This window comes from Rhizobacter sp. Root1221, from assembly GCF_001425785.1.
Taxonomy (GTDB): Bacteria; Pseudomonadota; Gammaproteobacteria; order Burkholderiales; family Burkholderiaceae_C; genus Rhizobacter.
Genome location: NZ_LMDI01000076.1, coordinates 194,154 through 220,390, shown reverse-complemented (window position 1 = coordinate 220,390; position 26,237 = coordinate 194,154). Strand labels below are relative to the sequence as shown.

25 protein-coding genes, 1 other RNA gene and 1 riboswitch are annotated in these 26,237 nt (G+C 70.9%); of the genes, 18 read left to right on the top strand and 8 right to left on the bottom strand.

The features are described 5' to 3' along the window. Positions 1-151: 151 nt before the first annotated feature. The 4 genes from ASC87_RS30425 to ASC87_RS30415 form a co-directional block, all read right to left on the bottom strand. The gene (locus tag ASC87_RS30425) at positions 152-616 is read right to left on the bottom strand and encodes an EVE domain-containing protein (protein ID WP_056672155.1); all 465 of its coding nucleotides are present in this window, start codon (positions 614-616) and stop codon (positions 152-154) included. A 27-nt stretch (positions 617-643) separates the two neighbouring features. Next, positions 644-822: non-coding RNA, 6S RNA (gene ssrS, locus ASC87_RS31415), on the bottom strand. 71 nt (positions 823-893) lie between these two features. After that, the gene (locus tag ASC87_RS30420; protein ID WP_056672152.1) at positions 894-1,202 is read right to left on the bottom strand and encodes a cell division protein ZapA; all 309 of its coding nucleotides are present in this window, start codon (positions 1,200-1,202) and stop codon (positions 894-896) included. Beyond that, on the bottom strand, positions 1,199-1,411 hold the full coding sequence (locus tag ASC87_RS30415) for a hypothetical protein (protein WP_056672149.1): 213 nt from the start codon (positions 1,409-1,411) through the stop codon (positions 1,199-1,201). Before ASC87_RS30415 ends, ASC87_RS30420 begins: the two co-directional genes overlap by 4 nt. 63 nt (positions 1,412-1,474) lie before the next feature. Further along, a riboswitch (cobalamin riboswitch) is annotated at positions 1,475-1,712 on the top strand. A 66-nt stretch (positions 1,713-1,778) separates the two neighbouring features. Here ASC87_RS30415 and ASC87_RS30410 point away from each other — a divergent pair. The 16 genes from ASC87_RS30410 (at position 1,779) to ASC87_RS30335 (ending at position 18,966) form a co-directional block, all read left to right on the top strand. Further along, on the top strand, positions 1,779-3,617 hold the full coding sequence (locus tag ASC87_RS30410) for a TonB-dependent receptor domain-containing protein (protein WP_082569073.1): 1,839 nt from the start codon (positions 1,779-1,781) through the stop codon (positions 3,615-3,617). A 4-nt stretch (positions 3,618-3,621) separates the two neighbouring features. Further along, entirely contained in the window at positions 3,622-4,200 is a 579-nt protein-coding gene (locus ASC87_RS30405; protein WP_056672145.1) for a bifunctional adenosylcobinamide kinase/adenosylcobinamide-phosphate guanylyltransferase, read from the top strand. Further along, complete coding sequence (locus ASC87_RS30400; protein WP_056672142.1) at positions 4,197-5,072, top strand: ABC transporter substrate-binding protein; 876 nt, start codon at positions 4,197-4,199, stop codon at positions 5,070-5,072. Before ASC87_RS30405 ends, ASC87_RS30400 begins: the two co-directional genes overlap by 4 nt. Beyond that, positions 5,072-6,091, top strand: coding sequence for an iron ABC transporter permease (locus ASC87_RS30395; protein ID WP_056672137.1), 1,020 nt, complete (start codon positions 5,072-5,074; stop codon positions 6,089-6,091). The genes ASC87_RS30400 and ASC87_RS30395 overlap by 1 nt, the downstream gene beginning before the upstream one ends. Next, the gene (locus ASC87_RS30390) at positions 6,088-6,855 is read left to right on the top strand and encodes an ABC transporter ATP-binding protein (protein ID WP_056672134.1); all 768 of its coding nucleotides are present in this window, start codon (positions 6,088-6,090) and stop codon (positions 6,853-6,855) included. The genes ASC87_RS30395 and ASC87_RS30390 overlap by 4 nt, the downstream gene beginning before the upstream one ends. Positions 6,856-6,866: 11 nt before the next feature. Beyond that, positions 6,867-8,132, top strand: coding sequence for a cobyrinate a,c-diamide synthase (locus ASC87_RS30385; RefSeq protein ID WP_056672209.1), 1,266 nt, complete (start codon positions 6,867-6,869; stop codon positions 8,130-8,132). Beyond that, positions 8,129-8,593, top strand: a complete 465-nt coding sequence (locus ASC87_RS30380) for a hypothetical protein (protein ID WP_056672131.1) — start codon at positions 8,129-8,131, stop codon at positions 8,591-8,593. The genes ASC87_RS30385 and ASC87_RS30380 overlap by 4 nt, the downstream gene beginning before the upstream one ends. Before the next feature lie 274 nt (positions 8,594-8,867). Beyond that, a complete protein-coding gene (locus ASC87_RS30375; RefSeq protein ID WP_056672123.1) occupies positions 8,868-9,188 on the top strand; it encodes a DUF2149 domain-containing protein in 321 nt (106 codons plus the stop codon). After that, complete coding sequence (locus ASC87_RS30370; protein ID WP_056672121.1) at positions 9,185-12,670, top strand: cobaltochelatase subunit CobN; 3,486 nt, start codon at positions 9,185-9,187, stop codon at positions 12,668-12,670. Before ASC87_RS30375 ends, ASC87_RS30370 begins: the two co-directional genes overlap by 4 nt. Continuing rightward, the gene (gene cobO / locus ASC87_RS30365) at positions 12,670-13,239 is read left to right on the top strand and encodes a cob(I)yrinic acid a,c-diamide adenosyltransferase (RefSeq protein WP_056672118.1); all 570 of its coding nucleotides are present in this window, start codon (positions 12,670-12,672) and stop codon (positions 13,237-13,239) included. The genes ASC87_RS30370 and cobO overlap by 1 nt, the downstream gene beginning before the upstream one ends. 3 nt (positions 13,240-13,242) lie before the next feature. Further along, on the top strand, positions 13,243-14,148 hold the full coding sequence (gene cbiB, locus ASC87_RS30360; protein WP_235582353.1) for an adenosylcobinamide-phosphate synthase CbiB: 906 nt from the start codon (positions 13,243-13,245) through the stop codon (positions 14,146-14,148). Beyond that, on the top strand, positions 14,145-15,110 hold the full coding sequence (locus tag ASC87_RS30355) for an aminotransferase class I/II-fold pyridoxal phosphate-dependent enzyme (protein ID WP_056672115.1): 966 nt from the start codon (positions 14,145-14,147) through the stop codon (positions 15,108-15,110). Before cbiB ends, ASC87_RS30355 begins: the two co-directional genes overlap by 4 nt. Beyond that, a complete protein-coding gene (locus tag ASC87_RS30350; protein WP_056672203.1) occupies positions 15,107-16,558 on the top strand; it encodes a cobyric acid synthase in 1,452 nt (483 codons plus the stop codon). The genes ASC87_RS30355 and ASC87_RS30350 overlap by 4 nt, the downstream gene beginning before the upstream one ends. A gap of 10 nt (positions 16,559-16,568) precedes the next feature. Beyond that, the gene (gene cobT / locus ASC87_RS30345) at positions 16,569-17,612 is read left to right on the top strand and encodes a nicotinate-nucleotide--dimethylbenzimidazole phosphoribosyltransferase (RefSeq protein ID WP_056672112.1); all 1,044 of its coding nucleotides are present in this window, start codon (positions 16,569-16,571) and stop codon (positions 17,610-17,612) included. Continuing rightward, positions 17,612-18,412 (top strand): adenosylcobinamide-GDP ribazoletransferase, encoded by an 801-nt coding sequence (locus tag ASC87_RS30340; RefSeq protein ID WP_056672110.1) that lies wholly within the window; start codon positions 17,612-17,614, stop codon positions 18,410-18,412. The genes cobT and ASC87_RS30340 overlap by 1 nt, the downstream gene beginning before the upstream one ends. After that, positions 18,409-18,966: a histidine phosphatase family protein gene (locus ASC87_RS30335; RefSeq protein WP_056672105.1), complete on the top strand. Its 558-nt coding sequence runs from the start codon at positions 18,409-18,411 to the stop codon at positions 18,964-18,966. The genes ASC87_RS30340 and ASC87_RS30335 overlap by 4 nt, the downstream gene beginning before the upstream one ends. On the opposite strand, the gene nth is transcribed toward ASC87_RS30335, so the two are convergent. The 4 genes from nth to ASC87_RS30315 all read right to left on the bottom strand — a co-directional run bounded on the left by nth (position 18,915) and on the right by ASC87_RS30315 (position 23,171). Beyond that, positions 18,915-19,568 (bottom strand): endonuclease III, encoded by a 654-nt coding sequence (nth, locus tag ASC87_RS30330; protein WP_056672102.1) that lies wholly within the window; start codon positions 19,566-19,568, stop codon positions 18,915-18,917. The genes ASC87_RS30335 and nth overlap by 52 nt on opposite strands. 25 nt (positions 19,569-19,593) lie before the next feature. Then, positions 19,594-20,256, bottom strand: coding sequence for an electron transport complex subunit RsxB (gene rsxB / locus ASC87_RS30325; RefSeq protein ID WP_056672099.1), 663 nt, complete (start codon positions 20,254-20,256; stop codon positions 19,594-19,596). Positions 20,257-20,261: 5 nt separating this feature from the next. Then, positions 20,262-21,611: a polyhydroxyalkanoate depolymerase gene (locus tag ASC87_RS30320; RefSeq protein WP_056672097.1), complete on the bottom strand. Its 1,350-nt coding sequence runs from the start codon at positions 21,609-21,611 to the stop codon at positions 20,262-20,264. A 357-nt stretch (positions 21,612-21,968) separates the two neighbouring features. Beyond that, positions 21,969-23,171, bottom strand: a complete 1,203-nt coding sequence (locus tag ASC87_RS30315; protein ID WP_056672093.1) for an amino acid aminotransferase — start codon at positions 23,169-23,171, stop codon at positions 21,969-21,971. Positions 23,172-23,272: 101 nt separating this feature from the next. Between ASC87_RS30315 and uvrB the strand changes: the two genes are divergently transcribed. Both uvrB and ASC87_RS30305 read left to right on the top strand, forming a co-directional pair. Further along, positions 23,273-25,423 carry an excinuclease ABC subunit UvrB gene (uvrB, locus tag ASC87_RS30310; RefSeq protein ID WP_056672089.1) on the top strand — a complete coding sequence of 717 codons (2,151 nt, stop codon included), beginning with the start codon at positions 23,273-23,275 and terminating at the stop codon, positions 25,421-25,423. A gap of 135 nt (positions 25,424-25,558) precedes the next feature. Continuing rightward, entirely contained in the window at positions 25,559-26,092 is a 534-nt protein-coding gene (locus tag ASC87_RS30305; RefSeq protein ID WP_082569078.1) for a low molecular weight protein-tyrosine-phosphatase, read from the top strand. The last annotated feature ends 145 nt before the right edge of the window (positions 26,093-26,237 follow it).

Genomic DNA, 26,237 nt, shown 5'->3' with positions numbered 1-26,237 from the left:
CAGTTGTATCGACGACGAAGGCAAGCCGCGCAAGCCTTCGCCGCCGCCCAACCGCCCCTGTTCAACTGAGGGGGAAATTATTCCGGACAGTAGTGGGCTTTCGCCGGAATGACGGGGGCGCATGAGGACGCGACTTGGCGTCTGCGCCCAACTACCCAAGCCGCTTCAACACCGCCCGCCACTCATCCACCGTCACCGGCGTGATCGACAACCGGCTACCCGGCTTCAACAGCACCATGCTCGCGAGTTCGGGGGCGTCGCGCATTTCCTTCAGCGGCAACAGGCGCGTCTTGCGCTGGAAGTGCACGTCCACGAGCGACCAGCGCGGCTTGTCGGGCGGGGACTTGGGATCGGCGTATGGGCTCTTCGGGTCGAACTGGCTGGGGTCGGGATAGGGGGCGCTCGCTACTTCGGCGAGGCCTGCCACGCCGGGGACGGCACACGACGAGTGGTAGAACAGCACGCCGTCACCGACGCGCATGCCGTTCAGCATGAAGTTGCGCGCCTGGTAGTTGCGAACGCCGATCCACGGGATGGTCTGGCCGGGAGCCGCTTCGAGGTCGTCGATCGAGCACTCGTCGGGCTCGCTTTTCATCAGCCAGAACTGGTGGGTCATGCGCGGGACAGGACACGGAGGATGAGGGTGTCCGCCGCAAACCGTGAGCCGCATTCCTGAACCCAGGCAGTTCAGGTGGGCGAGGTCAGCCTGGTTTCGGGTTCATCTGACGCGAGACGATCGCACCAACCAGGCGATGTTCCAAGCCCTTGCTCATACGAGCATCGGTTCAAGGAAATATAAAACTCACGCGAATGCAGCGGACGAATTCATTCTACGCGGCACGCGCCCGCCGCATTGGAAGCCCCGGGTATTCCGGGTCCCATTGCGGCATCGTTCACAGCAACTGGCCATCGGCGCCCAGGGCCTGGTCCACGCGGCGGATGAGCGCGTCGATGTGGCCATCGTCGGCCGATGCCGGCGCGGCGCCCGGCGGCGGCGCCAACGGCCGTTCGGCCAGCGCGTACGCCAGGTTCAGCGCCGCGAGCACGGCGATGCGTTCGCGCGCCTTCACGCGGCCCGCGTCGCGGATGGCGCTCATTTCGCGGTCCACGTTGGCCACCGCCTCGAGCAGCGACGTCTCGCCGCCTTCGGGGCAGCCGAGGATGTAGCTCTGCCCCATGATGGTGACTTCGATCTGCTTCATTGGTCTTCCCCGGCGGGTGCGTCGGTGGGCAGGCGGTGCAGCAGCGCGTCGATGCGGCCGCGCGCGGCGTTCAGGCGCGAGCGCAGGTTGTCGCGCTCCTGCGTGACGGTGGTCAGCTGCTGCGCGAGGAGGTCGTGCGTGCGCTTGAGTTCTTCATGTCGCAGCAGCAGGCGCTCCACCCGTTCAGCGAGTTCTTGGGTCTTCGACATGGCAAGCGTGGGCTCTCAGGTGACGACGGTCTGGCGCCCATTGTAGGGTGCAGGTCCGGCCCACTTACAATCCCGCCTGTTGGTGCTCGTGCCGGTCCTCACGCCGGTGCAGTTAAACGGGAAGCAGAGGAAACCAGTCCATCGGACCGGTGTCCCGCCTGCGCTGCCCCCGCAACGGTCAGCGGACGATGTGGTTCACCCCATGTCAACTCGTGTGCATACACCACTGGGAGGTTCTCCTGGGAAGGTCGCACGGGTCGGTCCGCCAGCCCGGATACCGGCCAACGAGGTGGGGTGTGCACGCACACCCCGATGACAGACCCTTGCGGGGAAGCAGGGGCCTGGAACTTGTCTGCAGTCTCCTTCCATGAAAAATCCGATGTGGCGCAACGCGCGCCTGTGTTCGCCCGTCCTCGTGCTGGCGGGTGGTGCCGCGTTCGCCCAAACCGAGGCCCCGCGCCTGGAACCCGTGGTGGTCACGGCCACGCGGTCCGCTGTGCCGTTGCGGGAGGTGATCGCCGACGTGACCGTGATAGACCGCAGCGTCATCGAACGCCACCAGGGCGGTGCCGTGGCCGACCTGTTGCGCCGCGTGCCGGGCGTTCAGATGGCACGCAGCGGTGGGCCGGCTGGCGCCACGTCGGTGTACATCCGCGGCGGCGACACCCGTTTCACGGCCGTGCTGATCGATGGTGTGCGTGTAGACACCCAGACCACCGGCGGCGTGAACTGGGAGGCCATCCCGCTGAGCCAGATCGAGCGCATCGAAGTGCTGCGTGGCCCGGCCAGCGCCGTGTACGGCTCCGACGCCATCGGCGGCGTGATCCAGATCTTCACGCGCCGTGGCGAGCCCGGCACGCAGTTCGACGTGGGCCTCGGGGGCGGTGACTACGGCACGGTCAAGTCCGACGCCAGCGTGTCCGGCAAGTACGGGCGCGTCGACTTCGCGCTGTCGGGCCTGTCCGAGCAGAGCACGGGCTTCAGCACGAGGACCACGGGCAACCCCGACCGCGACGGTTACCGCAGCAACGGCGGCAGCGGACGCCTTGGGGTGGATGTGACGGACGGCCAGCGTCTGGAGGTCTCGGCGCTGCGCAGCCACGTCGACGGCCAATACGACCCGGCCCCCGTCACCGCAGCCGATGACCACGCCCTGCACGACCTCGAATCGGTGAGCGCGCTGTGGGCGGCGCAGTGGCTGCCGGAATGGAGAAGCACCCTCAGCTTCGGCCAGGCGAAGGACCACTACGCGACCCGCCCGAATGTGTACACCACCGACACCCGCGTGCGCACCAGCACGTGGCAGAACGACGTTCGGCTCGGCAAGCACACGGTGAATGCCACGCTGGAGCGGCGCGAGGACCACCTCGTCAACACGGACGTGGCCAATGCAGTGAACACCCGCACCCAGGATGCCGTCGCGCTCGGATGGGGCTGGCGCCAGGATGGTCTCGCGTTCCAGGTGAACGGGCGGCATGACCGCAACGATGCGTTCGGCAGCGCGAACACCGGTTCCATCGGGGCCGGGGTCGACGTGGCCGAAGGCTGGCGCGTGCAATCGACGCTCAGCAACGGGTTCCGCGCGCCCACGGTGTACCAACAGTTTTCCGCGGAGTTCGGCAATTCCGGCCTGAAGGCCGAGCGCTCGCGCAGCAACCTAGAACTCGCGCTGCACCACCGCGCGGGTGCGTTCGAGTCGAGTGCCACGGTGTACCGCAACCGCATCACCGACCTGATCGTCTTCGGTGAACCGGGGCCGTGCTCCAGCGAGTTCGGCTGTTACAGCAATGCCGGAGACGCCACGCTCAAGGGCGTGACGCTCACGAGCGCCTACACCGCCGACGGGTTGCGCATCGCCGGCTCCATCGATTTCCTGTCGGCGAAGTCGATGAACGAAGGTGTCGAACGGCGCCTCGCCCGGCGCGCCCCGCGCTTTGCCTCGTTCAACATCGACAAGGACCTGGGCGACACCACGGTGGGCGCGCAATGGCAGGTGTCCGACAAGCGGTATGACAACGTGGCGAACACGACGGTGCTCGGCGGCTACTCGATCGTGAACCTCGACCTGCAGCACAAGCTCAGCTCGGACTGGCGCCTGCTGGCCCGCGTGGACAACTTCTTCGACAAGAAGTACCAGTTGGCCAACACGTACGTGACGAGCCCGATGACGGTGTTCGTGGGCGTGCGCTGGTCGCCGAAAATCTGAGACCATGAACCCAGCCAACGACCACCACTTCCTCCTCGGCGGGCAGCGCAGCGGCAAGTCGCGGCGCGCCGAGGGCCTCGCGGCCGCGTGGCTCGCCACGCCCGGCCGCGAGGCCGTGCTCATCGCCACGGCCTTTGCGGGCGACGCCGAGATGGCCGACCGCATCGCGATTCACCGGCGCGACCGGGCCGAGCGGGTGCCCGGCCTCGGCACGGTGGAAGAGCCGCGCGACTTGGCCGGGGCGCTGCGCGCCCACAGCCAGGCGCACCGGCTCGTGGTGGTCGATTGCCTGACCCTGTGGTTGACGAACCTGTTGATGCCGCTGCACGGCCCGGCCGTGGACTCGGCCGGGTTGCCTGCGCTGTTCGACGATGTGGCGGCCGCACTGGCGTCGGCGCCGGGCCCGGTGGTGCTGGTCTCGAACGAAATCGGCCTCGGCCTGTCGCCGCTCACGCGCGAGGCCCGGCGGTTCGTCGATGAACTCGGCCGCCTGCACCAGCTCGTGGCGGCCGCATGCGGCGAAGTGACGCTGATGGTGGCCGGCCTGCCGGTGGCCGTGAAACGAAAGTCCGGGAACCCATGATCCGCCGATTCCTCGTTGCCGCGTTGCTCGGCGCCTTGCCCGCGTGGGCCCTGGCCGCGCCGGTCACCGTGCCCGACCACCGCGGCCGCACGCTCACGTTGCCGGCGCCGCCGCAGCGCATCGTCACGCTGATGCCGTCGCTCACGGAAGGGGTGTGCGCGCTCGGGGGCTGCGCGCGCCTCGTCGGCACCGACCGGTTCTCGAACGTGCCGGCCGAGGTGCTCGCGCTGCCGAAACTCGGCGGGCTGGAGGATGCCCAGGTGGAACGCATCGTGGCGCTGAAGCCCGACCTGGTGATCGTGGCACCGTCGGCCCGCATCATCGACCGCCTCGAGCAGCTCGGCCTCAAGGTGCTCGTGATCGACTCCAACAACCATGCCGAGGTGCAACGCGGCCTGGAGACCCTCGCCAAGGTGCTGGGCACGCCGGACCGCGCCGTGGTGGCGTGGGCGGCGATCGAACGTGACATCAAGACCGCTGCCGAAGGCGTGCCCGCCGGCGTGCGCGGGCAGCGGGTCTATTTCGAGGTGGACGGCTCGTCGTACGCGGCCGGCCGCTCGTCGTTCATCGGCGAAACGCTCACCCGCCTGGGCATGGGCAACATCGTGGGGCCCGAATTCGGGCCGTTCCCGAAACTCAACCCCGAGTTCGTGGTGCGCGCGCAGCCCGACATCCTGATGGCCTCGGCGCGCAACGTGGAAGCCATGCCGTCGCGCCCGGGCTGGGGCACGCTGAAGTCGGTGCAGCAGCGCCGCTGGTGCAGCTTCCCGGCCGACCAGTATGAATTCCTGATCCGCCCGGGGCCGCGCATGGGCGAGGCGGCGCTGATCCTCGCCCACTGCCTCGCCGGGCTCGACAAGGCACGGCGCTGATGGCCGACGTCGAACAGCGCCGCCGCCGGCTTCTCGCCGTCACGCTCGTGCTGCTGGCCGCCGTGCTGGCCGCGGCCGGGCTGGCTGCGGGCAGCGACGGCTGGTCGCCGGCCGCCGCGTGGCAGCTGGCGTGGTCGCCCGACGGGCCACTGATCGTGGGCCAGATCCGCGCCCCCCGCACGCTCGGGGCGTGGCTCACCGGCGCGCTGTTCGGCCTGGCCGGGGCCATCGCGCAGGGGCTCTTTCGCAACCCGCTGGCCGATCCGTACCTGCTCGGGTCCGCGTCGGGGGCGTCGCTCGGTGTCGTGCTGGTGCTGGGGGGCAGTGCCTTGACCGGCCACGCCATCGGGCTGGCCACCGCCGATGCGGTGTCGCGCCTGGGGCTCGTGGGCGCGGCCTTCCTCGGGGCGCTCGGGGGGGTGTCGCTCACGGTGGCGCTGGCGCGCGGGGCGCAGCAGACCGTGCGGCTGCTGCTGGCCGGCGTGATCGTCGGGGTGGTGCTGGGCGCCGCCAGCGACATGGTCACCACGCTGGCACCCGACGCCTTGCGTGGCAAGCAGGCCTTCCTCGTCGGGTCCACCGGGTTCCTCGGCTGGGACAGCTGCTGGGTGCTGCTGGCCGGCCTCGTCGTGGCGGGCCCCGTGTCGTGGCGGCTCGCGCGGGCGCTCGATGCGCTCACGCTCGGTGAGGAAAGCGCCATCAGCCTCGGGCTGTCGCTCACCCGCGTGCGGGTCGTGCTGATCGTGGCGCTGGCGCTGGCCACCGGCCTGGCCGTGTCGCAGGCGGGGCTCGTGGCGTTCGTCGGGCTCGTGGCGCCGCACCTCGTGCGGCGCTTCGCACCGTCTGCCCACGGGTACCTGCTGCTGGCCAGCGCCGGCATGGGCGGCGCGCTGCTGCTCGGGGCCGACGTGCTGGCGCGGTCGCTCGTGGCGCCGCAGGAGCTGCCGGTGGGCGTGCTCACCGCCGTGCTCGGGGGCTGCTACCTGCTGTGGCTGCTGCACCGGAGGCGGTTCGCATGACGGCCGGCCTGTTGTCCGCAGCCGGGGTGGATGTCGTTCGCGGTGGCCGCCCCGTGCTGCACGGGGTGTCGGTGGCGCTGTCGCCCGGCTGGACGGCCATCGTGGGGCCGAACGGCGCGGGCAAGTCCACGCTGCTGCGGGTGCTCGTGGGGCTGCAGCCTGCCGAACGGGGCACGGTCACGCTCGAAGGCAAGGTGCTGTCGGCCTGGCGCCTGGCCGAACGCGCGCGGCGCGTGGCGTGGCTCGCGCAGCAGGGCGAGGCGAGCGGCGAACTCACCGCACGCGACATCGTGATGCTGGGCCGTGTGCCGCACCTCGGGCTTTTTGCGTCGCCGGGGCCCGCCGACGAGGCCGCCGTGCGCCGGGCCATGGCCATGACCGAATGCGAAAGCTGGGCCGACCGCCGCCTGCACGAGCTGTCGGGCGGGGAGCGCCAGCGGGTGCTGCTGGCGCGGGCGCTCGCCGTGGATGCGCCGGTGCTGCTGCTCGACGAACCCACCACCCACCTCGACCCGCCGCACCAGGTGGCCCTCGTGCGGCTGCTGCAGCGCCTCGGCGCCGAAGGACGCACGGTGGTCAGCGTGTTGCACGACCTGCCGCTGGCGCTGCTGGCCGATCGCATCGTGGTGATGGCCGGCGGCCGCGTGTGTGCCGAAGGGTCGCGCGACGACCCGGCGCTGCATGCCCGGATGGTGCAGGTGTTCGGCGGGGCCATCCGCATCGAACGGGCCGGCACGTCGTGGATGGCGGTGCCCCAGCTGTGACCCGCGCCCTGATGATCAGCGCGCCCGCCTCGGGCCAGGGCAAGACGAGCGTCACCGCGGCGATCGCCCGCCACCACACGCGGCTCGGCCAGCGGGTGCGTGTGTTCAAGACCGGCCCCGACTTCCTCGACCCGATGCTGCTCGAACGCGCCAGCGGCCACCCGGTGTTCCAGCTCGACCTGTTCATGGGTGGCGTGGACCACTGCCGCGGTCTCCTGGCGGAAGCAGCGCATGGCGCGGACCTGGTCCTTGTCGAGGGGGTCATGGGCCTCTACGACGGGGACCCGAGCAGCGCCGACCTGGCCCGAACGTTCGGCCTGCCGGTGCTCGCCGTGATCGACGCGGGGGCGATGGCACAGACCTTCGGCGCCCTCGCACACGGGCTCGCCACCTACCAGCCCGGGCTGACGTTCGCCGGCGTGGTGGCCAACCGCGTGGGCAGCCCCGGGCATGCGCGGATGGTGGGCGAGGCCCTGCCACCGCACCTGCCGCTCGTGGCCGCGCTGGGCCGCGACACCGCGCTGTCGATGCCGGAACGGCACCTCGGCCTCGTGCAGGCCATGGAACTGCCCGACGTGGACGCCCGGCTCGACCGCTGGGCCGATGCGTGGGCCCAGGCGGTGGTGCCGGCCTTCGAGGCTCCCGAGGTGGTGTTCGACGCTGCGCCTGCCGAGGCCGTGGAGCGGCTGCTCGACGGGGTCACCGTGGCCATCGCACGCGACACCGCGTTGTCGTTCGTGTACCCCGCCAACGTGCGGTGCCTGGAGGCGATGGGCGCACGCATCGCGTGGTTCTCGCCGTTGCACGACACCGCGCTGCCGCCGTGCGATGCGGTGTGGTTGCCCGGCGGCTACCCCGAACTGCACGCCCCGGCGCTGTCGGCCGCCCGGGGCATGGCCGGCGCGCTGCGCGCGCACGATGCCGCGGGCAAGCCGCTGCTGGCCGAGTGCGGCGGGTTGCTGTACCTGCTCGACACGCTGGTGGGCACCGACGGCACCCGCCACACGATGGCCGGCGTGTTGCCCGGCGAAGCCGTGATGCAGCGGCGCCTTGCGGCGATCGGGCTGCAGGCCGTGGACCTGCCCGAGGGCCGCGTGCGCGGGCACACGTTCCACTACTCCACGCTCACCACGCCGCTCGAACCCCTGGCCCGCGCCACCTCGCCCAGCGGGCGCGGCACGGCCGAGGCGGTGTACCGCCGCGGGCGCCTGACGGCGAGTTACGTGCACACCTATTTCCCCTCCAACCCGGGCGCCGTGGCGGCGTGGTTCCGATGATCGAAGCAGGTTTTGCCCAGGTGGCCCAGGCCCTGTTGTGGCCGGTGCTGGTGCTGGTGGCGCTGGCGTTCGTGTACGCGCTGTGGTCCGGCGGGCGCACGCTGATGGAGGCCGTGCAGCGCGCCCGTCACCCGGGGTTTCGCGCGCTGGCGGTCGCGGAGGGTGTGTCGCTCGAGGAACTGGAACTGCAGGTGCTGCGCCAGATCGAGCCGGTGCGGCTGCTGAGCCGGCTGAGCCCCATGCTCGGGCTGATCGCCACGATGATCCCGCTCGGGCCGGCGCTGCAGCACGTCGCCACGGGGCAGGGGGCGCAGGCGCTGACGGTGTTCAGCGGCGCATTCGCCGGGGTGGTGCTGTCGCTGGCCGCCGCGAGCATCGGGCTGGCCGTGTACTCGGTACGCCGGCGCTGGCTGCTCGGGGAACTGCTGGCCGAGCGCAAGGCGCGTGGGGTGGCGGCGTGAACGGATCGTGTCCCCGTCGTCCCGGCGGACGCCCTTTCGCACCCCCTCGGTCATCCCGGCGCAGGCCGGGATCTCCACCGGGGAGCGGGAAAGATCGCTGTACGGCGTCTTGGTCGGCACCCCGTGTTGCCGGGGGGCGTTCGCTCACGCCGCCAGCGCCAGACATCTCGACTGTCCATGCAGTCGCCAACGTTGGAGACCCCGGCCTGCGCCGGGGTGACCGCTTGTTCTTGCCTTTCGCCGGGATGACAAACCGGGGTGACATCGGTTGCCCATGAAACACCTCTCCATCCTCGGCGACGACGACGACGACCCGATGCTGTCGGCCGTCAACCTCGTCGACGTGTTCCTCGTGCTGGTGGTGGCGCTGCTGGCGGCGATCGGGGCGTCTTCGGCGAGCGACGCGTCCGCGGTGCGGCGCGCCGGCCAGCCCGACATGGAGCTGGTGGTGCGCGAGCACGGCCGCGAGGTGCGGTTCAAGGGGGCCGGTGGCGCCAGCGCGGGCGACGGCGTGCGTGCTGGCGTGGCATACCGGCTGGCCGACGGCAGCGTGGTGTACGTGCCGGAACCCGAGGCGTCCGGGACCGCGCGGTGAAGCACCTGCTCGCCTGTTGCCTGTTGCTCGCGGGTGGTGCCGCGCAGGCGGCCACGTTGTGGTGGGTCACGTCCGACATCACGCCGGTGGCGCGCACCGCGATGGTCGAGCGGCTGGGCCGCGCCGCCGGGTTCGACGTGGTGCACACCGAATTTCCGTTGAGCGGCGAACCGGCCTTGACCGCCACCGAACGCGACGACGTGCGGCAACGCCTGGCGCAGGCCGCGGTGGTGTGGGTGGACGCACCGCACGCGCTGGCCGCGCGGCGGCTGGAGGCGCTGCTCGGTGCCGAACTGCCGGCAGGCCCGCGGGTGGTCTGGGCCACGCCGTCGGCACCACCTCGTGGTGTGGCGGGCTACCTGGTGGCGGGCGGTGAACACAACCTGGCGCAGGCCGTGGCACTCGCGGCCGGCCGGCCCGTGGCCGCGGTGCCCATCGAGCGCTGGCCACTGAAAGGCGTCTACCACCCGGATGCCCCGGCCCCGTTCGACAGCCCTGCAGCGTTGCGCGCCTGGCGGCACGACGACCGGCCGCTCGTGGCCGTGCTCGTGCACCGCGCCAACTTCGTCAACGGCGGGGCCGCCTGGCTCGACCGGTGGTTGCGGATGTTCGAGCGCAGCGGCCTGCAGGCCGTGGCAGTGTTCTGTCCGCAGGCCGACCTGGCCGGGCTGGCGCAGCTCATGACGGTGGACGGCCGCCCGATGGCCTCGGTGATCGTGACCCACCAGCTGCTGTCACAGGCCGCCGCCCTGCAGCCCCTCTTCGCGCGGTGGGACGTGCCGGTGCTGTCCACGCTGCCGTACCGCAAGGGCGATGAAGCCGCCTGGTCCGCCGACCCCGCCGGCCTCGCACCGGCGGACGTGCCGCCGTACCTCGTCTGGCCCGAGGCGGCCGGCGCCATCGACCCGGTGGTGGTGGTGGCGATGGCCGATGGCGGCCGGCGCGTGGACCTGATCGACCGGCAGGCGCAGGCCGTCGTCGACAAGGCCATGCGCCTCGTGCAGCTGCAGCGCCTGCCGGTGGCCGGCAAGCGCGTGGTGGCCATGGTGTACCCGCAGACCACGTCGTTCCTGAACGTGCCCCGCAGCCTCGCGCGGGTGAGCGAGGGCCTGGCCGAGGCGGGGTACACCGTGCCGGCCGTGAGCGCGGCGCAGTGGGAGGCCGGCCTGGCCGCGCCAGCGCCCGGTGAGGCCGCCACGTTGCCCTTGGCCGTGTACATGCACTGGTGGTCGGGCCTGCCGGTGGCCGTGCGCGACCGCATCGCGGCGCGCTGGGGGGCGCCCGGGCGCAGCCCGTCCGTGGTCACCCGCGACGGGGAGCGCGTGTTCGTGATCTCGCGCCTGCGGGCCGGCCATCTCTCGGTGGTGTTGCAGCCTCCTCGGGGAGACACCGGCACGGACGATCACCGTGCGACGGCACCGCCGTCGCACCGGTACCTCGCCACCTACCTGTGGGCGCAACACGCGGCCGATGCCCTGATCCACTTCGGCACCCACGGCACGCAGGAATGGGCCGCGGGCAAGGCGCGCGGGCTGGACGTGTGGGACGACGCCTGGCTGCCGCTCGGTGACCTGCCGGTCATCTACCCGTACATCGTCGACAACGTGGGCGAGGCGATGACCGCCAAACGCCGCGGCCGGGCGCTGCTGCTGAGCCACCGCACGCCGGTGCTGGCGGTGGCGGGGCTGGCACCGGCCGTGGGGGACGTGCACGAGCTGCTGCACCAGTGGTCGGTGGCCGAACCGGGGCCGCTGAAGGCCGCGCTGCAGCAGCAGGCCGCCGGCCGCCTGGTGGCCCACGGCCTGCACCGTGACCTGGGCTGGTCCGCGGCACGTGTGGCGGCGGACTTCAACGGGTTCGTGGCGGCCCTGCACCCGCACCTCGACGCGCTGGCACAGGCAGTGCAGCCGCAGGGCCTGGCCGTGTTCGGCCAGGTGCCTGACGCCGCGCAGCGCCGCCGCACCGTCCTCCAGGCCTTGCGCGGGCCGCTGCGCGAGCGTTTCGGGGACCAGTGGGCGCTCGAACGGCCCGGCGAGGCCGCACGCTGGGTGGATGCGGCGTTCGACGACCCCACGCACCCGCTCGCCGAACGCGCCCGTGCGCTCGACGGCCTGCTGGCCACCGAAGGCGAGATGCCCGCGCTGCTGCACGCGCTGGCGGGTGGTTTCGTCACCGCGGGCCCGGGCGGTGACCCGGTGCGCCACCCCGAAAGCTTGCCCACCGGCCGCAACCTCGTGGGCCTCGACCCGGCCCGGTTGCCCACACCGGCCGCCTACGGCGTGGCCACCGCGCTGTTCGACCGCTGGCTGGCCGGCTGGCGCACGGCTCACCAGGGCGAAGTACCGCAGCGCGTGGCGCTGTCGCTGTGGGCCGGCGAAACGGTGCGCCAGCAGGGTGTGATGGAAGCGCAGGCGCTCGTGGCGCTGGGGGTGCAGCCGGTGTGGGACGACAGCGGCCGGCCCACCGGCCTGCGCGTGATACCGGCGGCCGAACTGGGGCGCCCGCGTGTGGACGTGCTGCTGAGCATCACCGGCTCGTACCGCGACCAGTTTCCCGCGCTGATGGCACTGCTCGACAAGGCCGTGGCCGCCGCGGCTGCGGCCGAGCCCGACAACCCGATCGCGGCCAACGACCGCGCCGTGGCCGACACGCTGCTGCGCCGTGGCGTGGACCCGGCGACCGCCCGCACGTTGGCGCGTGCACGGGTGTTCGGCAACCTGCCGGGCGCCTACGGCAGCGGCGTGGGGGCAGGGCAGTCAAGTGCGGGGGAACGGTTCCTCGCGCAGATGAGCCAGCCGTACGTCGACGGGGTGGCTGCTGGCACCCTGGCGCCGGGCGCGGCGCGGGCCTCGCTTGCCGCCCACCTCCGGCACACCGATGCGGCGATGCTCTCGCGGTCGTCGAACCTGTACGGGGTGCTGACGTCGGACGAGCCGTTCCAGTACCTCGGCGGGCTCGCGGCCGCGGCGAAGGTGGCGGGCCGCACCGTGCCGGTGGCGCTCTACGTCAGCCAGTTGCAGGACACCAGCGCAGCCACCACGATGCCGGCGGCGCAGGCGGTGGCCATCGAGCTGCGTTCGCAACTGCTGCACCCCGCGTGGCAGGCCGCGATGCGGGCCGAAGGCGCCGCGGGCCGGCGCGAGGTGGGCAAGGTGCTGCACGCGTTGCGGGGCTGGCAGGCCGCGGCCCCGGGTGTGGTGCGTGCCGACCAGTGGCACGCGGCGCAGGGCGTCCTGCCACGGCCGCTGCGGCCTGCCGTTGTTGCGCCGCCCGCACCCGCACCGACACCCGAGCCCACCCCCGCGACCGAACCTCCGCGGCACGGCATCCTGCTGGTGAAACAGCCGGACGCGGTGACCGCCCCCGAACCTCTTTCCCGCGCCCTGGCGCTCGTGCTGATGGCGCTGCTCGTGGCGTCCGGCGCTGCATGGCAAGCGCGTGTTTCAACCGGCGCTACAGTGCGCTTTCCACGGAGATCCTGATGGACATCGAACAACCCCCCACCGAAAAACGCTACGACCGCCCCGAGGGCGACCGGCGCGGCCTCGTTCTGGTCCACACAGGCGACGGCAAGGGCAAGAGCACCGCGGCGTTCGGCCTTGCGCTGCGCGCGCATGGGCGTGGCAAGGCTGTCAAGATCTACCAGTTCATGAAGGTGCCTTCGGCCCGCTTCGGCGAACACCGCATGTTCGAGCAGCTCGGCGTGCCCATCGAGGGCCTCGGTGACGGCTTCAGCTGGAAGAGCAAGGACCTCGAGCACTCCGCGCAGCTCGCCCGCGACGGCTGGGCGCGCGCCGAGGCCACCATCCGCGCCGGCGAACACTTCCTCGTGGTGCTCGACGAGATCACCTACCCGCTGCGCTACGGCTGGCTGCCGCTCGAACCGGTGCTCGCCTGCCTGCGCGAGCGGCCGCCGCACGTGAACGTGGTGCTGACCGGGCGCGGGGCGCCGCAGGAGTTGATCGACCTCGCCGACACGGTCACCGAGATGACGCTCGTCAAGCACCACTTCAACGCCGGTGTGCCGGCCCAGCGCGGCATCGAGGACTGAGGGGTGGACCACCCCGTGCTGCTCCCGGCCGGGGCGCTCGCGCTCGCGTGGGCGCTCGACCTCGCGTTCGGTGAACCGCGCAACGCGTGGCACCCGGTCGCGTGGCTCGGCCACGTGCTCGGGCCGCTCGGGCGCGCGTTGAAGGCGCTCGGGCCGAAGGTGGCATTTGCCGGCGGTGCTGTCGCCTGGATCGTGCTGGCCACGGTGCTGGGCGCGCTGGCATGGGGGCTGCAGCGGGCGCTTTCGGCGCTGCCGTGGTGGCTGGGCTTGCCGCTGCTGGCGGTGGTGCTGAAGCCCATGTTCGCGTGGCGCATGTTGCGCGACGAGGTGAGCGCCGTCGAGGCCGCGCTGCAGCGTGGCGTGCCCGAGGCGCGCACGCAGCTCGCGCGCCTCGTCAGCCGCGACGTGGGGGCGTTCGGCCCGCACGAGTTGCGCGAGACGGCCATCGAGACGCTGGCCGAGAACCTGAACGATTCGCTCGTGGCACCGCTGTTCTGGTTCGCCGTGGCTGGCCTGCCCGGTGCCGTGGTGTACCGCCTCGCGAACACGATGGACGCGATGTGGGGCTACCGCGGTGCGTGGGAATGGGCCGGCAAGTGGGCCGCCCGCGCGGACGACGTGCTGTCGTGGATCCCGGCACGCATCACCGCGGTGCTGCTGATGCCGTGGCCGCCCGCGGCGCTGTGGCGCGAGGCGGGCCGCACCCCGTCGCCCAATGGCGGCTGGCCCATGGGCGCGATGGCGCTGCACCTCGGGGTGCGGCTGTCGAAGCCCGGGGTCTATGCGCTGAATGCCACGGCACCGTCGCCCGAGGCCGGGCACATGGGGCGAGCGTTGGCCACGGCGCAGCGCGCGGCGTGGGCCGCGCTGGTGCTGGCGATGTTGGCGGTGGCGGGGAGGGTGGCATGAGCGGTGACCATGGCGGGCCGGATGCGCAAGGCGCACCGCGCTGGGACTTTTCCACCAACGCGAACGCGTGCGGCCCCGCGCCGGCGGTGATCGAGGCGCTGCAGCGGGCCGATGCCACGCGGTATCCCGACCCCGCGTCGACCGCGCTCAAGGAAACCTTGGCTGCGTTCGAAGGCGTGGACCCGCGCCGCATCACCATCGCCGCGAGCGCGAGCGAGTTCATCGGCCGCCTGACGGCCGCGGTGAAGCTGCAATCGGCGCACGCGAGCGTGTTCGTGCCGTCGCCGGGCTATGGCGACTACGGCCGCGCCGCCGACGCCTGGGGCCTGCGGCGCGTGGGTGCGCCAGGCGATGCGTCGCTGGTGTGGGTCACCGAACCGGCCAGCCCCGGCGGGCAATCCGCACGCATCCCGGCGGGGCGCGAGGGCGCCGTGCTGGTGGTGGACGAGGCCTATGCGGCGTTGCGCCTGTCCGGTGACCGGCCCGCGGTGCCCGCCACGGCGTGGCGGCTCGTGTCGCCCAACAAGGCGCTCGGGGTCACCGGCGTGCGCGGCGCGTACGCGGTGGCGCCCGACGGTGCGCACGCCTGGACGGCCGCGCTCGACCGGCTGTGCCCCAGCTGGCCGCTGGGCGCCCACGGCGTGGCCCTGCTGGCAGCGTGGGCCGCTCCGGCCACGCAGCAGTGGGTGCGCGACAGCCTCGACACGCTGCGGGCCTGGAAGGCGGCGCAGCTGGCGCTCGGCGACACACTCGGCTGGACCCAGGACCCCGGCGTGACGGCGTTCTACGTGGTGCGCTGGCCTGGTGTCGACATGGCCGCCGTGTTGCCCCGGCTGCGCAGCCACGGCGTCAAGCTCCGCGACACCACGTCGATGGGCCTGCCCGGCGCCGTGCGCCTGGGCGTGCGCCCGCCCGAGGCCCAGGCCGCGTTGCGGGCCGCATGGCAGGCGGTGGTGTCGTGACGGCGCGCGCGGTGATGGTGCTCGGCACCACGAGCGGCGCGGGCAAGAGCTGGCTCGCCACGGCGCTGTGCCGCTGGTACGCGCGCCAGGGCCTGCGGGTGGCGCCGTTCAAGGCGCAGAACATGAGCAACAACGCGCGCGTGGTGCCCGGGCCCGGTGGCCAGGCCGGCGAGATCGGCAGCGCGCAGTATTTCCAGGCGCTGGCCGCTGGCGTGGTGCCCGACGTGCGCATGAACCCGGTGCTGCTGAAACCCGAGCGCGACACGGCAAGCCAGGTGGTGGTGATGGGCCAGGTGCGGTCCGACCTGGCCGCCGTGCCGTGGCGCACCCGCAGCGAAACCCTGTGGCCGTTCGCACGCGACGCGTTGCACGACCTGATGGCCACGCACGACGTGGTGGTGATCGAGGGCGCCGGTTCACCCGCCGAGATCAACTTGCACGCGAGCGACTACGTCAACATGCGCACGGCGCGCGAGGCCGGTGCCGCGTGCCTGCTGGTCACCGACATCGACCGCGGCGGTGCGTTCGCCCACCTGTACGGCACCCACCAGCTGCTGCCGGCCGCCGAACGGGCCCTGCTGCGCGGCTTCGTGCTGAACCGCTTCCGGGGCGACGCTGCGCTGCTGGCGCCCGGCCCGGCACAGCTGCAAGCATTGACCGGCGTGCCCACCGTGGCGGTGCTGCCGATGTGGCGGGGCCATGGCCTGCCGGAAGAGGACGGTGTGTTCGACGACGCTCCCACCGGCAGCGGCGGCCTGCGCATCGCGGTGGTGGCCTACCCGCGCATCAGCAACCTCGACGAGTTCCAGCCATTGCGCGGCTTGCCCGGCGTGCGCCTCGTGTGGGCGCGGTCGCCGGCCGACCTGCTCGGGGCCGACTGGGTGGTGTTGCCCGGCTCCAAGCACACCAGTTCCGACCTCGCTTGGCTGCACACGCAGGGCCTGGCCGAGGCCGTGCGCGCGCATGCCGCGGCTGGCCGGCCGGTGCTGGGCATCTGCGGCGGCCTGCAGATGCTCGGTGAATCGCTGGTGGACCCCGATGGCGTCGACGGCGACGCGGTGGGCCTCGGCCTGCTGCCGCTGACCACCCGTTTCGCGCCCGCGAAACTGCTGCGCCACACCCGCGCCACCTTCGAACCGCTCGACGCCCCGTGGTCGGCGCTGTCGGGCGTGGCGGTGGACGGCTACGAGATCCGCCATGGCCGCACCCAGGCCACAGGCGGCGTGCGGGCCGTGATGCACAACCCCGACGGCGACCCCATCGCCTGGCAGGCCGGCCACGTGTTCGGCGCCTACACCCATGGCCTCTTCGAATCGCCCGCGGTGCTGCAGGCGCTGTTCGGCACGCCGGCCCGCGCGTTGCCCGAGGTCTTCGATGGCCTCGCCGACTTCATCGACACCCACTTCGAGCCCGGCGTGCTGATGCGCCTGCTCGATCCCACGACCTGAAACCCCGAGCATGACCTACAAGATCCCGACCATCGCATCCCTCGCCGACACCGGCCTGCAGCAACGCCTGCGCCACCGCATCGACCGCAAGACCAAGCCGCTCGGTGCGCTGGGCCGCCTCGAATCGCTGGCGCAGTTCGTGGGCCTGGTGCAGGGCACCGAGCACCCGGCGCTGCATGATCCGCAGATGATCGTGTTCGCCGGTGACCACGGCATTGCCGCGCGCGGGGTGTCGGCCTACCCGTCGGACGTGACGTGGCAGATGGTGGAGAACTTCCTGGCCGGCGGGGCCGCGGTCAGCGTGCTTGCGCGCCAGCACGGCCTCGCACTCACGGTGGTGGACGCGGGCGTGAACCACGCGTTTGCGCCGCGCCCGGGCCTGCTCGATCGCAAGGTGGCGTCCGGCACGGCCGACATGCTGGCCGGACCGGCGATGACCGCCGAGCAATGCGCGCAGGCACTGCAGGCCGGCGGTGACGTGGTGCGTGGCCTGCCCGGCAATGCGGTGCTGCTGGGCGAGATGGGCATCGGCAACACGTCCAGCGCGTCGCTGCTGCTGGCGATGCTGACGGGCGAGGACCTCGGCGAATGCATCGGCCGCGGCACCGGCCTCGACGACGAGGGCCTCGCGCGCAAGCGGTCGCTGCTCGGGCAGGCGATGGAAACGCACCGTGCGGCCACCAGCCCGCTGGCGCTGATGGCCGCGGTGGGCGGGTTCGAGATCGCGATGATCGCGGGCGCCGCACTGCAGGCCGCCGCCGAGCGCCGCCTCGTGGTAGTGGACGGCTTCATCGCCGGCGCCGCGGTGCTCTGGGCGTCGCGGCTGGTCCCGGCGCTGCTGGGTTCGTGCGTGTGGGCCCACAGCTCGGCCGAACCGGGCCACCGCCTGATGACCAAACACCTGGGGGTGGTGCCGCTGCTGGACCTGGGGCTGCGGCTCGGCGAGGGGTCCGGGGCGGCCCTCGCGTGGCCGCTGATCGTCAGCGCTGTGCGCATCCTCGACGAGATGGCGAGTTTCGAGTCGGCCGGGGTGTCGGACAAGGCCACGAACTGATGCGCCACGAACTGCGGCTCTTTTTCATCGCGCTGCAGTTCTTCACGCGCGTGCCGGTGCCGCGCTGGGTGGGTTTCGAGCCCGCCTGGCTGCACGACAGCGCACGGCACTTTCCCGCGGTGGGCCTGCTCGTGGGGGCCGTGGCGGCGGGGGTGCTGGCGGGGGCGGCCTGGCTCACGTCACCGGCCGTGGCGGTGGTGCTGTCGATGGCCGCCACCGTGGCGTTGACCGGCGCGTTCCATGAGGACGGGTTCGCCGACACCTGCGATGGCCTGGGTGGCCATGTGAGCCGCGAGCGGGCGCTCGAGATCATGAAGGACTCGCGCATCGGCAGCTACGGGGCCGCGGGCCTGGTGCTGGTGCTCGGGCTCAAGGCCGCCACGCTCGGGTCGCTGCCAGTCGCGCTGGCGGTGCCCGCGCTGCTGCTGGCGCACACGGTGTCACGGGCGATGGCGGTGGTGCTGATCCGCGCGTTGCCCTATGCGGGTGACTTGGCGGCCGCGAAGGCGAAACCGCTGGCCCAGGGCGTGTCGGGCCGGGGCATGGCCGTGGCGCTGGGCTGGGCCTCCGTCGTGGCGGCCGGGCTGGTGGCGTGGCGGCCCGTGTGGTGGCCGGCGGTGCTGCTGTCGGTGGTGCTCGCGGCGATGGGCGCCTGGGCCTGTGCCCGCTGCTGGCGCCGCCGGCTCGGCGGGTTCACCGGCGACACCCTCGGCGCCACGCAACAGGTCACCGAGGTGCTGGTGCTGCTGGGCTGGTTGGTGTGGCTGCGGTTCGCGGGGGTCGCGGGGTTCGGGGCATGACAGGGCTCATGGTGTGGCGGCACCCGCGGCCGCGTGGCGTGGCCGGGCGTTGCATCGGCCGCGCCGATGTGCCGGTGGACCCGCGCAAGGCCAAGCGCCTCGCCCACCGCATCCGCCGGGCCGCCCGGCGCGACGGGGCGGCGAGGGAAGTGTGGACGTCGCCGCTGCGCCGGGGGGCCGACGTGGGCCGCTGGCTGGCCCGCTGGGGCTGGTTGCACCACGTGGACCCGCGCTTGTCCGAACTCGATTTCGGCGCCTGGGACGGGCAAGCGTGGGACACCATCGGCGCGGCCGAGGTCGACGCCTGGTGCGCGGCGTTCGCGAGCCATGCGCCGGGCGGGGGCGAGTCGGTGACGGTGCTGATGGCCCGCTGCGCGGCGTTCATGTCGGCCCACCCGGACGCGTGGGTCGTGGGCCACGCCGGCTGGATCAACGCGGCAGCGCGCGTGATGCGCGGGTTGCCACCGCCCTCAGTGGCGTCCGAATGGCCTGCGCCCGTGGGTTACGGCGTGGCCTGGCGTGCCAGCAACTCGCGCGGGGCCGAGTCACAGTAGCGCAGCACCTGGCACTGTTCGCACAGCGGGCGCCGTGCCTGGCACACGTAGCGTCCGTGCAGGATCAGCCAGTGGTGGGCGTCCACCAGGTATTCGGCCGGCACCCGTTTCATCAGCTTCATCTCCACCTCGTACGGCGTCTTGCCCGGCGCGAGGCCGGTGCGGTTGCCCACGCGGAAGATGTGGGTGTCGACGGCCATCGTGGCCTCGCCGAACGCCACGTTCAGCACCACGTTGGCCGTCTTGCGGCCCACGCCGGGCAGGGCCTCGAGTGCTTCACGTGTGCGCGGCACCTGGCCGCCGTGCTGGTCCACGAGGATGTGGCACGTGGCCATCAGGTTCTTCGCCTTCGTGCGGAAGAGGCCGATGGTCTTGATGTGATCCGTGACCGCGTCGAGCCCGAGGTCGATCATCTTCTGCGGCGTGTTGGCGCGCGGGAACAACCGCCGCGTGGCCTTGTTGACGCCCACGTCGGTGGCCTGGGCCGACAGCAGCACCGCGGCGAGCAACTCGAACACGTTGGTGTATTCGAGTTCGGTGTTCGGTTGGGGGTTGGCTGCCTTCAGTGTGGCAAAGAAGGGGGCGATGTCGGCGACTTTCATGGGCCGTCATTGTGGCCCGGAACGTTCAACCGGTGCGGCGCGCCCGGGCCCGGGCCATCGCGGCTTCGATGATGGCCCGCTTGGCATCGAGCGCGGCCGGGTCGGTGAGCTTGGACGCGGCCGGCAGGTCGGCCAGCTTGGCCGCGGCCTTGGCGGCCAGGCGGTCGTCGTTCTCGGTCTTGTCGCGTTCGAGCCGCATCCGGTGGAATGCAAAACGATCCCGGGCTTCGTCGGCCTGCGGGGCGCTCCAGGCGTCCCAGGCGGTGCGGCCCGGCGTGGCGGGCACGAGCGCGATGCAGTCGACCGGGCACACGGGCACGCACAGCTCGCAGCCGGTGCACAGGTCGTCGAGCACGGTGTGCATGCGTTTCGGTGCGCCCACGATGCTGTCCACCGGGCACACCTTCAGGCACAGCGTGCAGCCGATGCACCAAGCCTCGTCGATCACCGCCAGCAGGCGCGGCCCCTCGGTGCCGTGGGTGGGGTTCAGCGGAGCCGCCGGCCGTCCGGTGAGCCGCGCCAGCCGTTCGACCCCTTCGGCCCCGCCGGGCGGACACTGGTTGATGTCCGCCTCACCCGACGCGATGGCCGCCGCATAGCTGCGGCAATCGGGGTAGCCGCAGCGCGTGCACTGCGTCTGGGGGAGGGCGCGGTCGAGGGTGTCGGTCAGGTCGGCGACGGAGGGCACGGAGGTCAGCGGGCGCGCTTGGGGGCGACGGGTTTGGTCGCCTTCGCGGTACCGCCGGTTTTTGCCGCAGCCGCCGCCGTGGCGCGCGACGCCCGTTTCTTCGGGGCGCCCGTTTCGTCCTGGTGGCTGGCGATGAAGTCGCGCACCTGCGGGTAGCAGTCCTCGCGCCAGCGGCGGCCGGAGAAGATGCCGTAGTGCCCTGCACCTTCCACGTCGTAGTGGAACTGGCGCGACGACGGGATGCCCGAGCACAGGTCGTGCGCGGCACGGGTCTGGCCGGCGCCCGAGATGTCGTCGAGCTCACCTTCGATGGTCAGCAGCGCGGTGGTCTTGATGTCCTGCGGGCGCACGAGCTGGCCCTTGACTTCCCACGTGCCGTTCACGAGCGAGAAGTCCTGGAACACCGTGTGGATGGTGTCGAGGTAGTACTCGGCCGGCATGTCGAGCACCGCGTTGTACTCGTCGTAGAACGAGCGGTGGAACTCGACGCTTTCGTCCTCGCCCTGCATCAGGTCCATGAAGTAGTCGTAGTGCGACTTCAGGTGGCGGTCCGGGTTCATGGCGATGAAGCCGGTGTGCTGCAGGAAGCCCGGGTACACGCGGCGGCCGCCGCCTGGGTAGTTCGTGGGCACGCGGTAGATCACGTTGTTCTCGAACCACTCGTAGCTCTTGTTCATCGCCAGGTTGTTCACCGCGGTGGGCGACTTGCGGGCGTCGATGGGGCCACCCATCATCGTCATGGTGCGGGGCGTGAATTCGCCGTTGCTCGCCAGCAGCGAGATGGCCGCCAGCACGGGCACCGTGGGCTGGCACACCGAGATCACGTTCACTTCAGGCCCCACGTGGCGGATGAAATCCTGCACGTAGGCAATGTAGTCGTCGAGGTGGAACGGGCCTGCCTCGGGCGGCACCATGCGGGCGTCGGTCCAGTCGGTGATGAACACCTTGTGGTCGATCAGCAGCTGGCGCACGGTTTCACGCAGCAGCGTGGAATGGTGGCCCGACAGCGGCGCCACCACCAGCACGGTGGGCTGGTCCTTCATGCGGGTGAGGAGGCCGACGTCGTCGGTGAAGCGCTTGAAACGCAGCAGGCGGCAGAACGGCTTTTCAACGGCCACCTGCTCCTGCACCGCCACGTCGGTGCCGTTGACCTTGACCGACGTGATGTTGAACTCGGGCTTCTCGTACTCCTTCGCCAGCCGGTGCATCAGGTCGAGGCCGGCAGACACCCGCGTGGCGAGTGGCGTGTGGGCAAACGGCGAAAGCGGATGGCTGTACAGCTTGGACGACGCAGACGCGAATTCGGAGAACGGGCTCAGCATGGCCCGTTGGGACTCATAGAGCTGGTACAGCATGGCGTGATCCTTTGTGGCGAGAAGCCGGGCGGCACATCGTTGTGCGATGCACCATTCTAGGCAGTAGTCTTACATCGTGCTTGAAAGCGAAATGCGTCAACGCCAGAATAAAGCGGGAGATCTCACGCCAATTGCGAGAACGGTAACAGCATGTCACCGAGGTGACATGCCCTCATGTCGCGCACCGCGCGAAGCCCCCGATCAAGTCACCCCCAAGTCCGGGTCCCCCCGGGGGCAGGGGGGCGGGAAAGAGCCAGCGAAGCGACGCGACAGATCAAGCCACCCGCGAGGACCGGCTCCGCCGGCCGACCCGGGGTCGCCCCCTGGGGGCAGGAGCGAAGCGACTGGGGGGCCTAATTATCCAGCCACTTTCGCGATCGCCGACACCACCGCGTCGATGTTCTTGCTGTTCAGCGCGGCCACGCAGATGCGGCCCGAATCCACGCCGTAGATGCCGAATTCGCTGCGCAGGCGCTGCATCTGGGCCTGGTTCAGGCCCGAGTAGCTGAACATGCCCTTCTGCTGGGTGATGAAGCTCATGTCCTGCTTGACGCCGGCCGCCTTGAGCTTGTCCTGCAGGGCCACGCGCATCTGCTTGATGCGCACGCGCATGCCGGCCAGTTCCTCTTCCCACTGGGCACGCAGGGCCGGGGTGGTCAGCACGGTGGCCACCACCTGGGCGCCGTGCGTGGGCGGGTTCGAGTAGTTCGTGCGGATCACGATCTTCAGCTGGCTCAGCACGCGGCCCGCTTCTTCCTTCGACTGGCACGCCACGCTCAGGCCACCCACGCGCTCGCCGTAGAGCGAGAAGCTCTTCGAGAACGACGTGGAGACGAAGAAGTCGAGGCCGGCCTCCACGAATTGCTGGATGACGGCGCCGTCTTCCTTGATGCCTTCGCCGAAGCCCTGGTAGGCCATGTCGAGGAAGGCGACCAGGCCACGGGCCTTGATGGCCGTGACCACCTGCGCCCACTGCGCCGGGGTGATGTCGTAGCCCGTGGGGTTGTGGCAGCAGGCGTGCAGCACGATCACCGTGCCGGCGGCGGCGCCGTTCAGCGCGGCCAGCATGCCGTCGAAGTTCACGCCGCGCTTGTCGGCGTCGTAGTACGGGTAGGTGCCGACCGTGAAGCCGGCGTTGGTGAACAGCGCGCGGTGGTTTTCCCAGCTCGGGTCGCTGATCAGCACGGTGGCGCCGGGGTTCAGGCGCTTCAGGAAGTCGGCGCCGATCTTCAGGCCGCCGGTGCCGCCCACCGCCTGCACGGTGGCCACGCGGCCGTCGGTGACGATGGCGCTGTCGGCGCCGAACACGAGGCCCTGCACGGCCTTGTCATAGGCGGCGATGCCGTCGATGGGCAGGTAGCCGCGCGGCTTGTGGGCCTCGACCAGTTGCTTCTCCGCTTCCTGGACGCACTTGAGGAGGGGCAGCTTGCCGTTGTCGTCGTAGTACACGCCCACGCCGAGGTTTACCTTGGCCGGGTTCGGGTCGGCGTTGAACTGCTCGTTGAGGCCGAGGATGGGGTCACGCGGGGCCATTTCAACGGCAGTGAACAGCGAGGTCATGGGGACGGTCCTTGTCAGTAGAGCAAACTTTGGTTTTGGGCTACCCTGCGCGATTGGCCTGCGAGCTCGCTTCGCGGGATAACCCGAGGATTTTATCTGCCATGGCCGGACTTCCCGACACAACAGCCGACACCGCGGCGGTGACATCGCCCGCCAAGGGCGAAATGGTCACGTTCCCGGACTCCCCCTTCGAGCTTTTCCAGCCGTACCCGCCCGCAGGCGACCAGCCCGCGGCCATCGACCAGCTGGTCGAGGGCATCGGCGACGGGCTCGCGTACCAGACGCTGCTGGGCGTGACCGGCTCGGGCAAGACCTTCACCATGGCGAACGTGATCGCGCGGCTCGGCCGCCCGGCCATCGTGTTCGCGCCCAACAAGACGCTGGCGGCCCAGCTCTACAGCGAGTTCCGCGAATTTTTCCCCAAGAACGCCGTCGAGTACTTCGTCAGCTACTACGACTACTACCAGCCCGAGGCCTACGTTCCCCAGCGCGACCTGTTCATCGAGAAGGACAGCGCGATCAACGAGCACATCGAGCAGATGCGCCTGAGCGCCACCAAGAGCCTGCTCGAACGCCGCGACGTGCTCATCGTGGCCACCGTGTCGGCCATCTACGGCATCGGCAACCCGGCGGACTACCACCGCATGGTGATGACGCTGCGCACCGGCGACAAGATGGACCAGCGCGACGTGATCGCCCAGCTGATCCGCATGCAGTACCAGCGCAACGAGGCCGACTTCTCGCGCGGCACCTTCCGCGTGCGGGGCGACACCATCGACGTGTTCCCGGCCGAACACTCGGAGCTGGCCATCCGCATCGAGCTGTTCGACGACGAGATCGAGACGCTGCAGCTCTTCGATCCGCTCACCGGCCGCATCCGCCAGAAGATCGTGCGGTTCACGGTGTACCCGTCGAGCCACTACGTCACGCCACGCGACCGTGTGCTCGCCGCGGTGGACACCATCAAGGTGGAGTTGCGCGACCGCCTGGCCGAGCTGGTGTCCGGCGGCAAGCTGGTGGAAGCCCAGCGCATCGAGCAGCGCACGCGCTTCGACCTGGAAATGCTGCAGGAGATCGGCCATTGCAAGGGCATCGAGAACTACACGCGCCACCTGTCGGGCGCCGCGCCCGGCGAGCCGCCGTCCACGCTGGTCGACTACCTCCCGCGCGACGCGTTGATGTTCCTCGACGAGAGCCACGTGATGATGGGCCAGCTGGGGGGCATGTACAACGGCGACCGGGCGCGCAAGACGACGCTCGTCGAGTACGGCTTCCGCCTGCCGTCGGCACTCGACAACCGGCCCCTCAAGCTCGAGGAATTCGAGAAGAAGATGCGTCAGGTGGTGTTCGTGTCGGCCACGCCGGCCGACTATGAAAAGCAGCACGCCGGGCAGGTGGTGGAGCAGCTCGTGCGCCCCACGGGCCTCGTCGACCCCCAGGTGGAGGTGCGCCCTGCCACGCACCAGGTGGACGACGTGTTGCAGGAGATCCGCATCCGCGTGGAGAAGAAGGAGCGGGTGCTGATCACCACGCTCACGAAACGCATGGCCGAGCAGCTCACCGACTACCTCACCGACAACGGCGTGAAGGTCCGTTACCTGCACAGCGACGTGGACACGGTGGAACGCGTGGAGATCATCCGCGACCTGCGCCTGGGCACCTTCGACGTGCTGGTGGGCATCAACCTGCTGCGCGAGGGCCTCGACATCCCCGAGGTGTCGCTCGTGGCCATCCTCGATGCCGACAAGGAAGGTTTCCTGCGGTCCGAGCGGTCCCTGATCCAGACCATGGGCCGGGCGGCCCGGAACCTGCACGGCCGCGCCATCCTGTACGCCGACAGGATGACCGACTCCATGGTGCGGGCCATCGGCGAGACCGAGCGCCGGCGCACGAAACAGACCGAACACAACCTGAAGATGGGCATCACGCCCCGGTCGGTGGCCAAGCAGGTGCGCGACCTGATCGACGGGGTCTACTCCGAGAAGTCCGCCAAGGACGACCTCAAGGCGCTGCAGATCGCGGCCGAGGTCGAATCCATGTCCGAGAAGGACCTCGGCAAGCGCATCAAGCAGCTCGAGAAGCAGATGATGGAGCACGCCCGCAACCTGGAATTCGAGAAGGCGGCGCGCGTGCGCGACCAGCTCGCCCATCTGCGCGAGCAGGCGTTCGGGGCGTCCGTGGAGGACCATGTGCTCGTGCCCCCGACAGGCGCTGCCCCGGTGGCACCCGCGGCGAGGAAGCGAAAGAAGTGAGGCGCGGCTTGGCACCACATGACACGGTGAGTCGATATCGCGTCGTCCTGCGACCTTGTTCCTCGCGATCCCGTCGCGATGTGTTTACCATCGATTGCCAAGTAGTTGATTCGATGGATCCGTATGTGGCCCTTCATGGCGCCTGACCCCGCACCCGAGAACGCCGCCAGGCCTCTGTCAGCGCAGAAGAAGCTTCATGTCCTGATGGTGTGCATGGGCAACATCTGCCGCTCGCCCACCGCGGAGGCGGTGCTTCGCCACAAGCTGGCGGCGCTCGGGCTCGACGGCCTGGTGGAGGTCGACTCGGCCGGCACCAACGCCGGCTGGCACAAGGACCAGCCGCCCGACCCCCGCGCCATCGCGCACGCGAGGCTGCGGGGCTACGACCTCACCGCGTTGCGCGCCCGGTCCCTGGTCCCGGACGACTTCGAGCGCTTCGACCTGATCCTCGCCATGGACGACGACAACCACTCGGTGCTGGTCGACAAATGCGGCGTGGTGCACCGCAGCAAGCTCGGCCGCCTGACCGACCACGGCCGGCTCAAGGCGAAAGAAGTGCCCGACCCCTACTACGGCCCCCCGGGCGGTTTCGACCGCGTGCTCGACCTGGTCGAGGACGCCTGCGACGGCCTCGCCGCACACCTGGCGGCACAAGTCTCTCGGCGATGAGCGGAACTTCCCGACCAGAAGCCGACCGAAAAAGTAGGCTTCATGTATACTTGAGTAACGCCGTCGGAATAACACCGGGGGTTTACCCGCTATAAATGGCGGGCGCTCGACAAGCGTGAAGTTACCCATCGATCGCTTTCGTTGA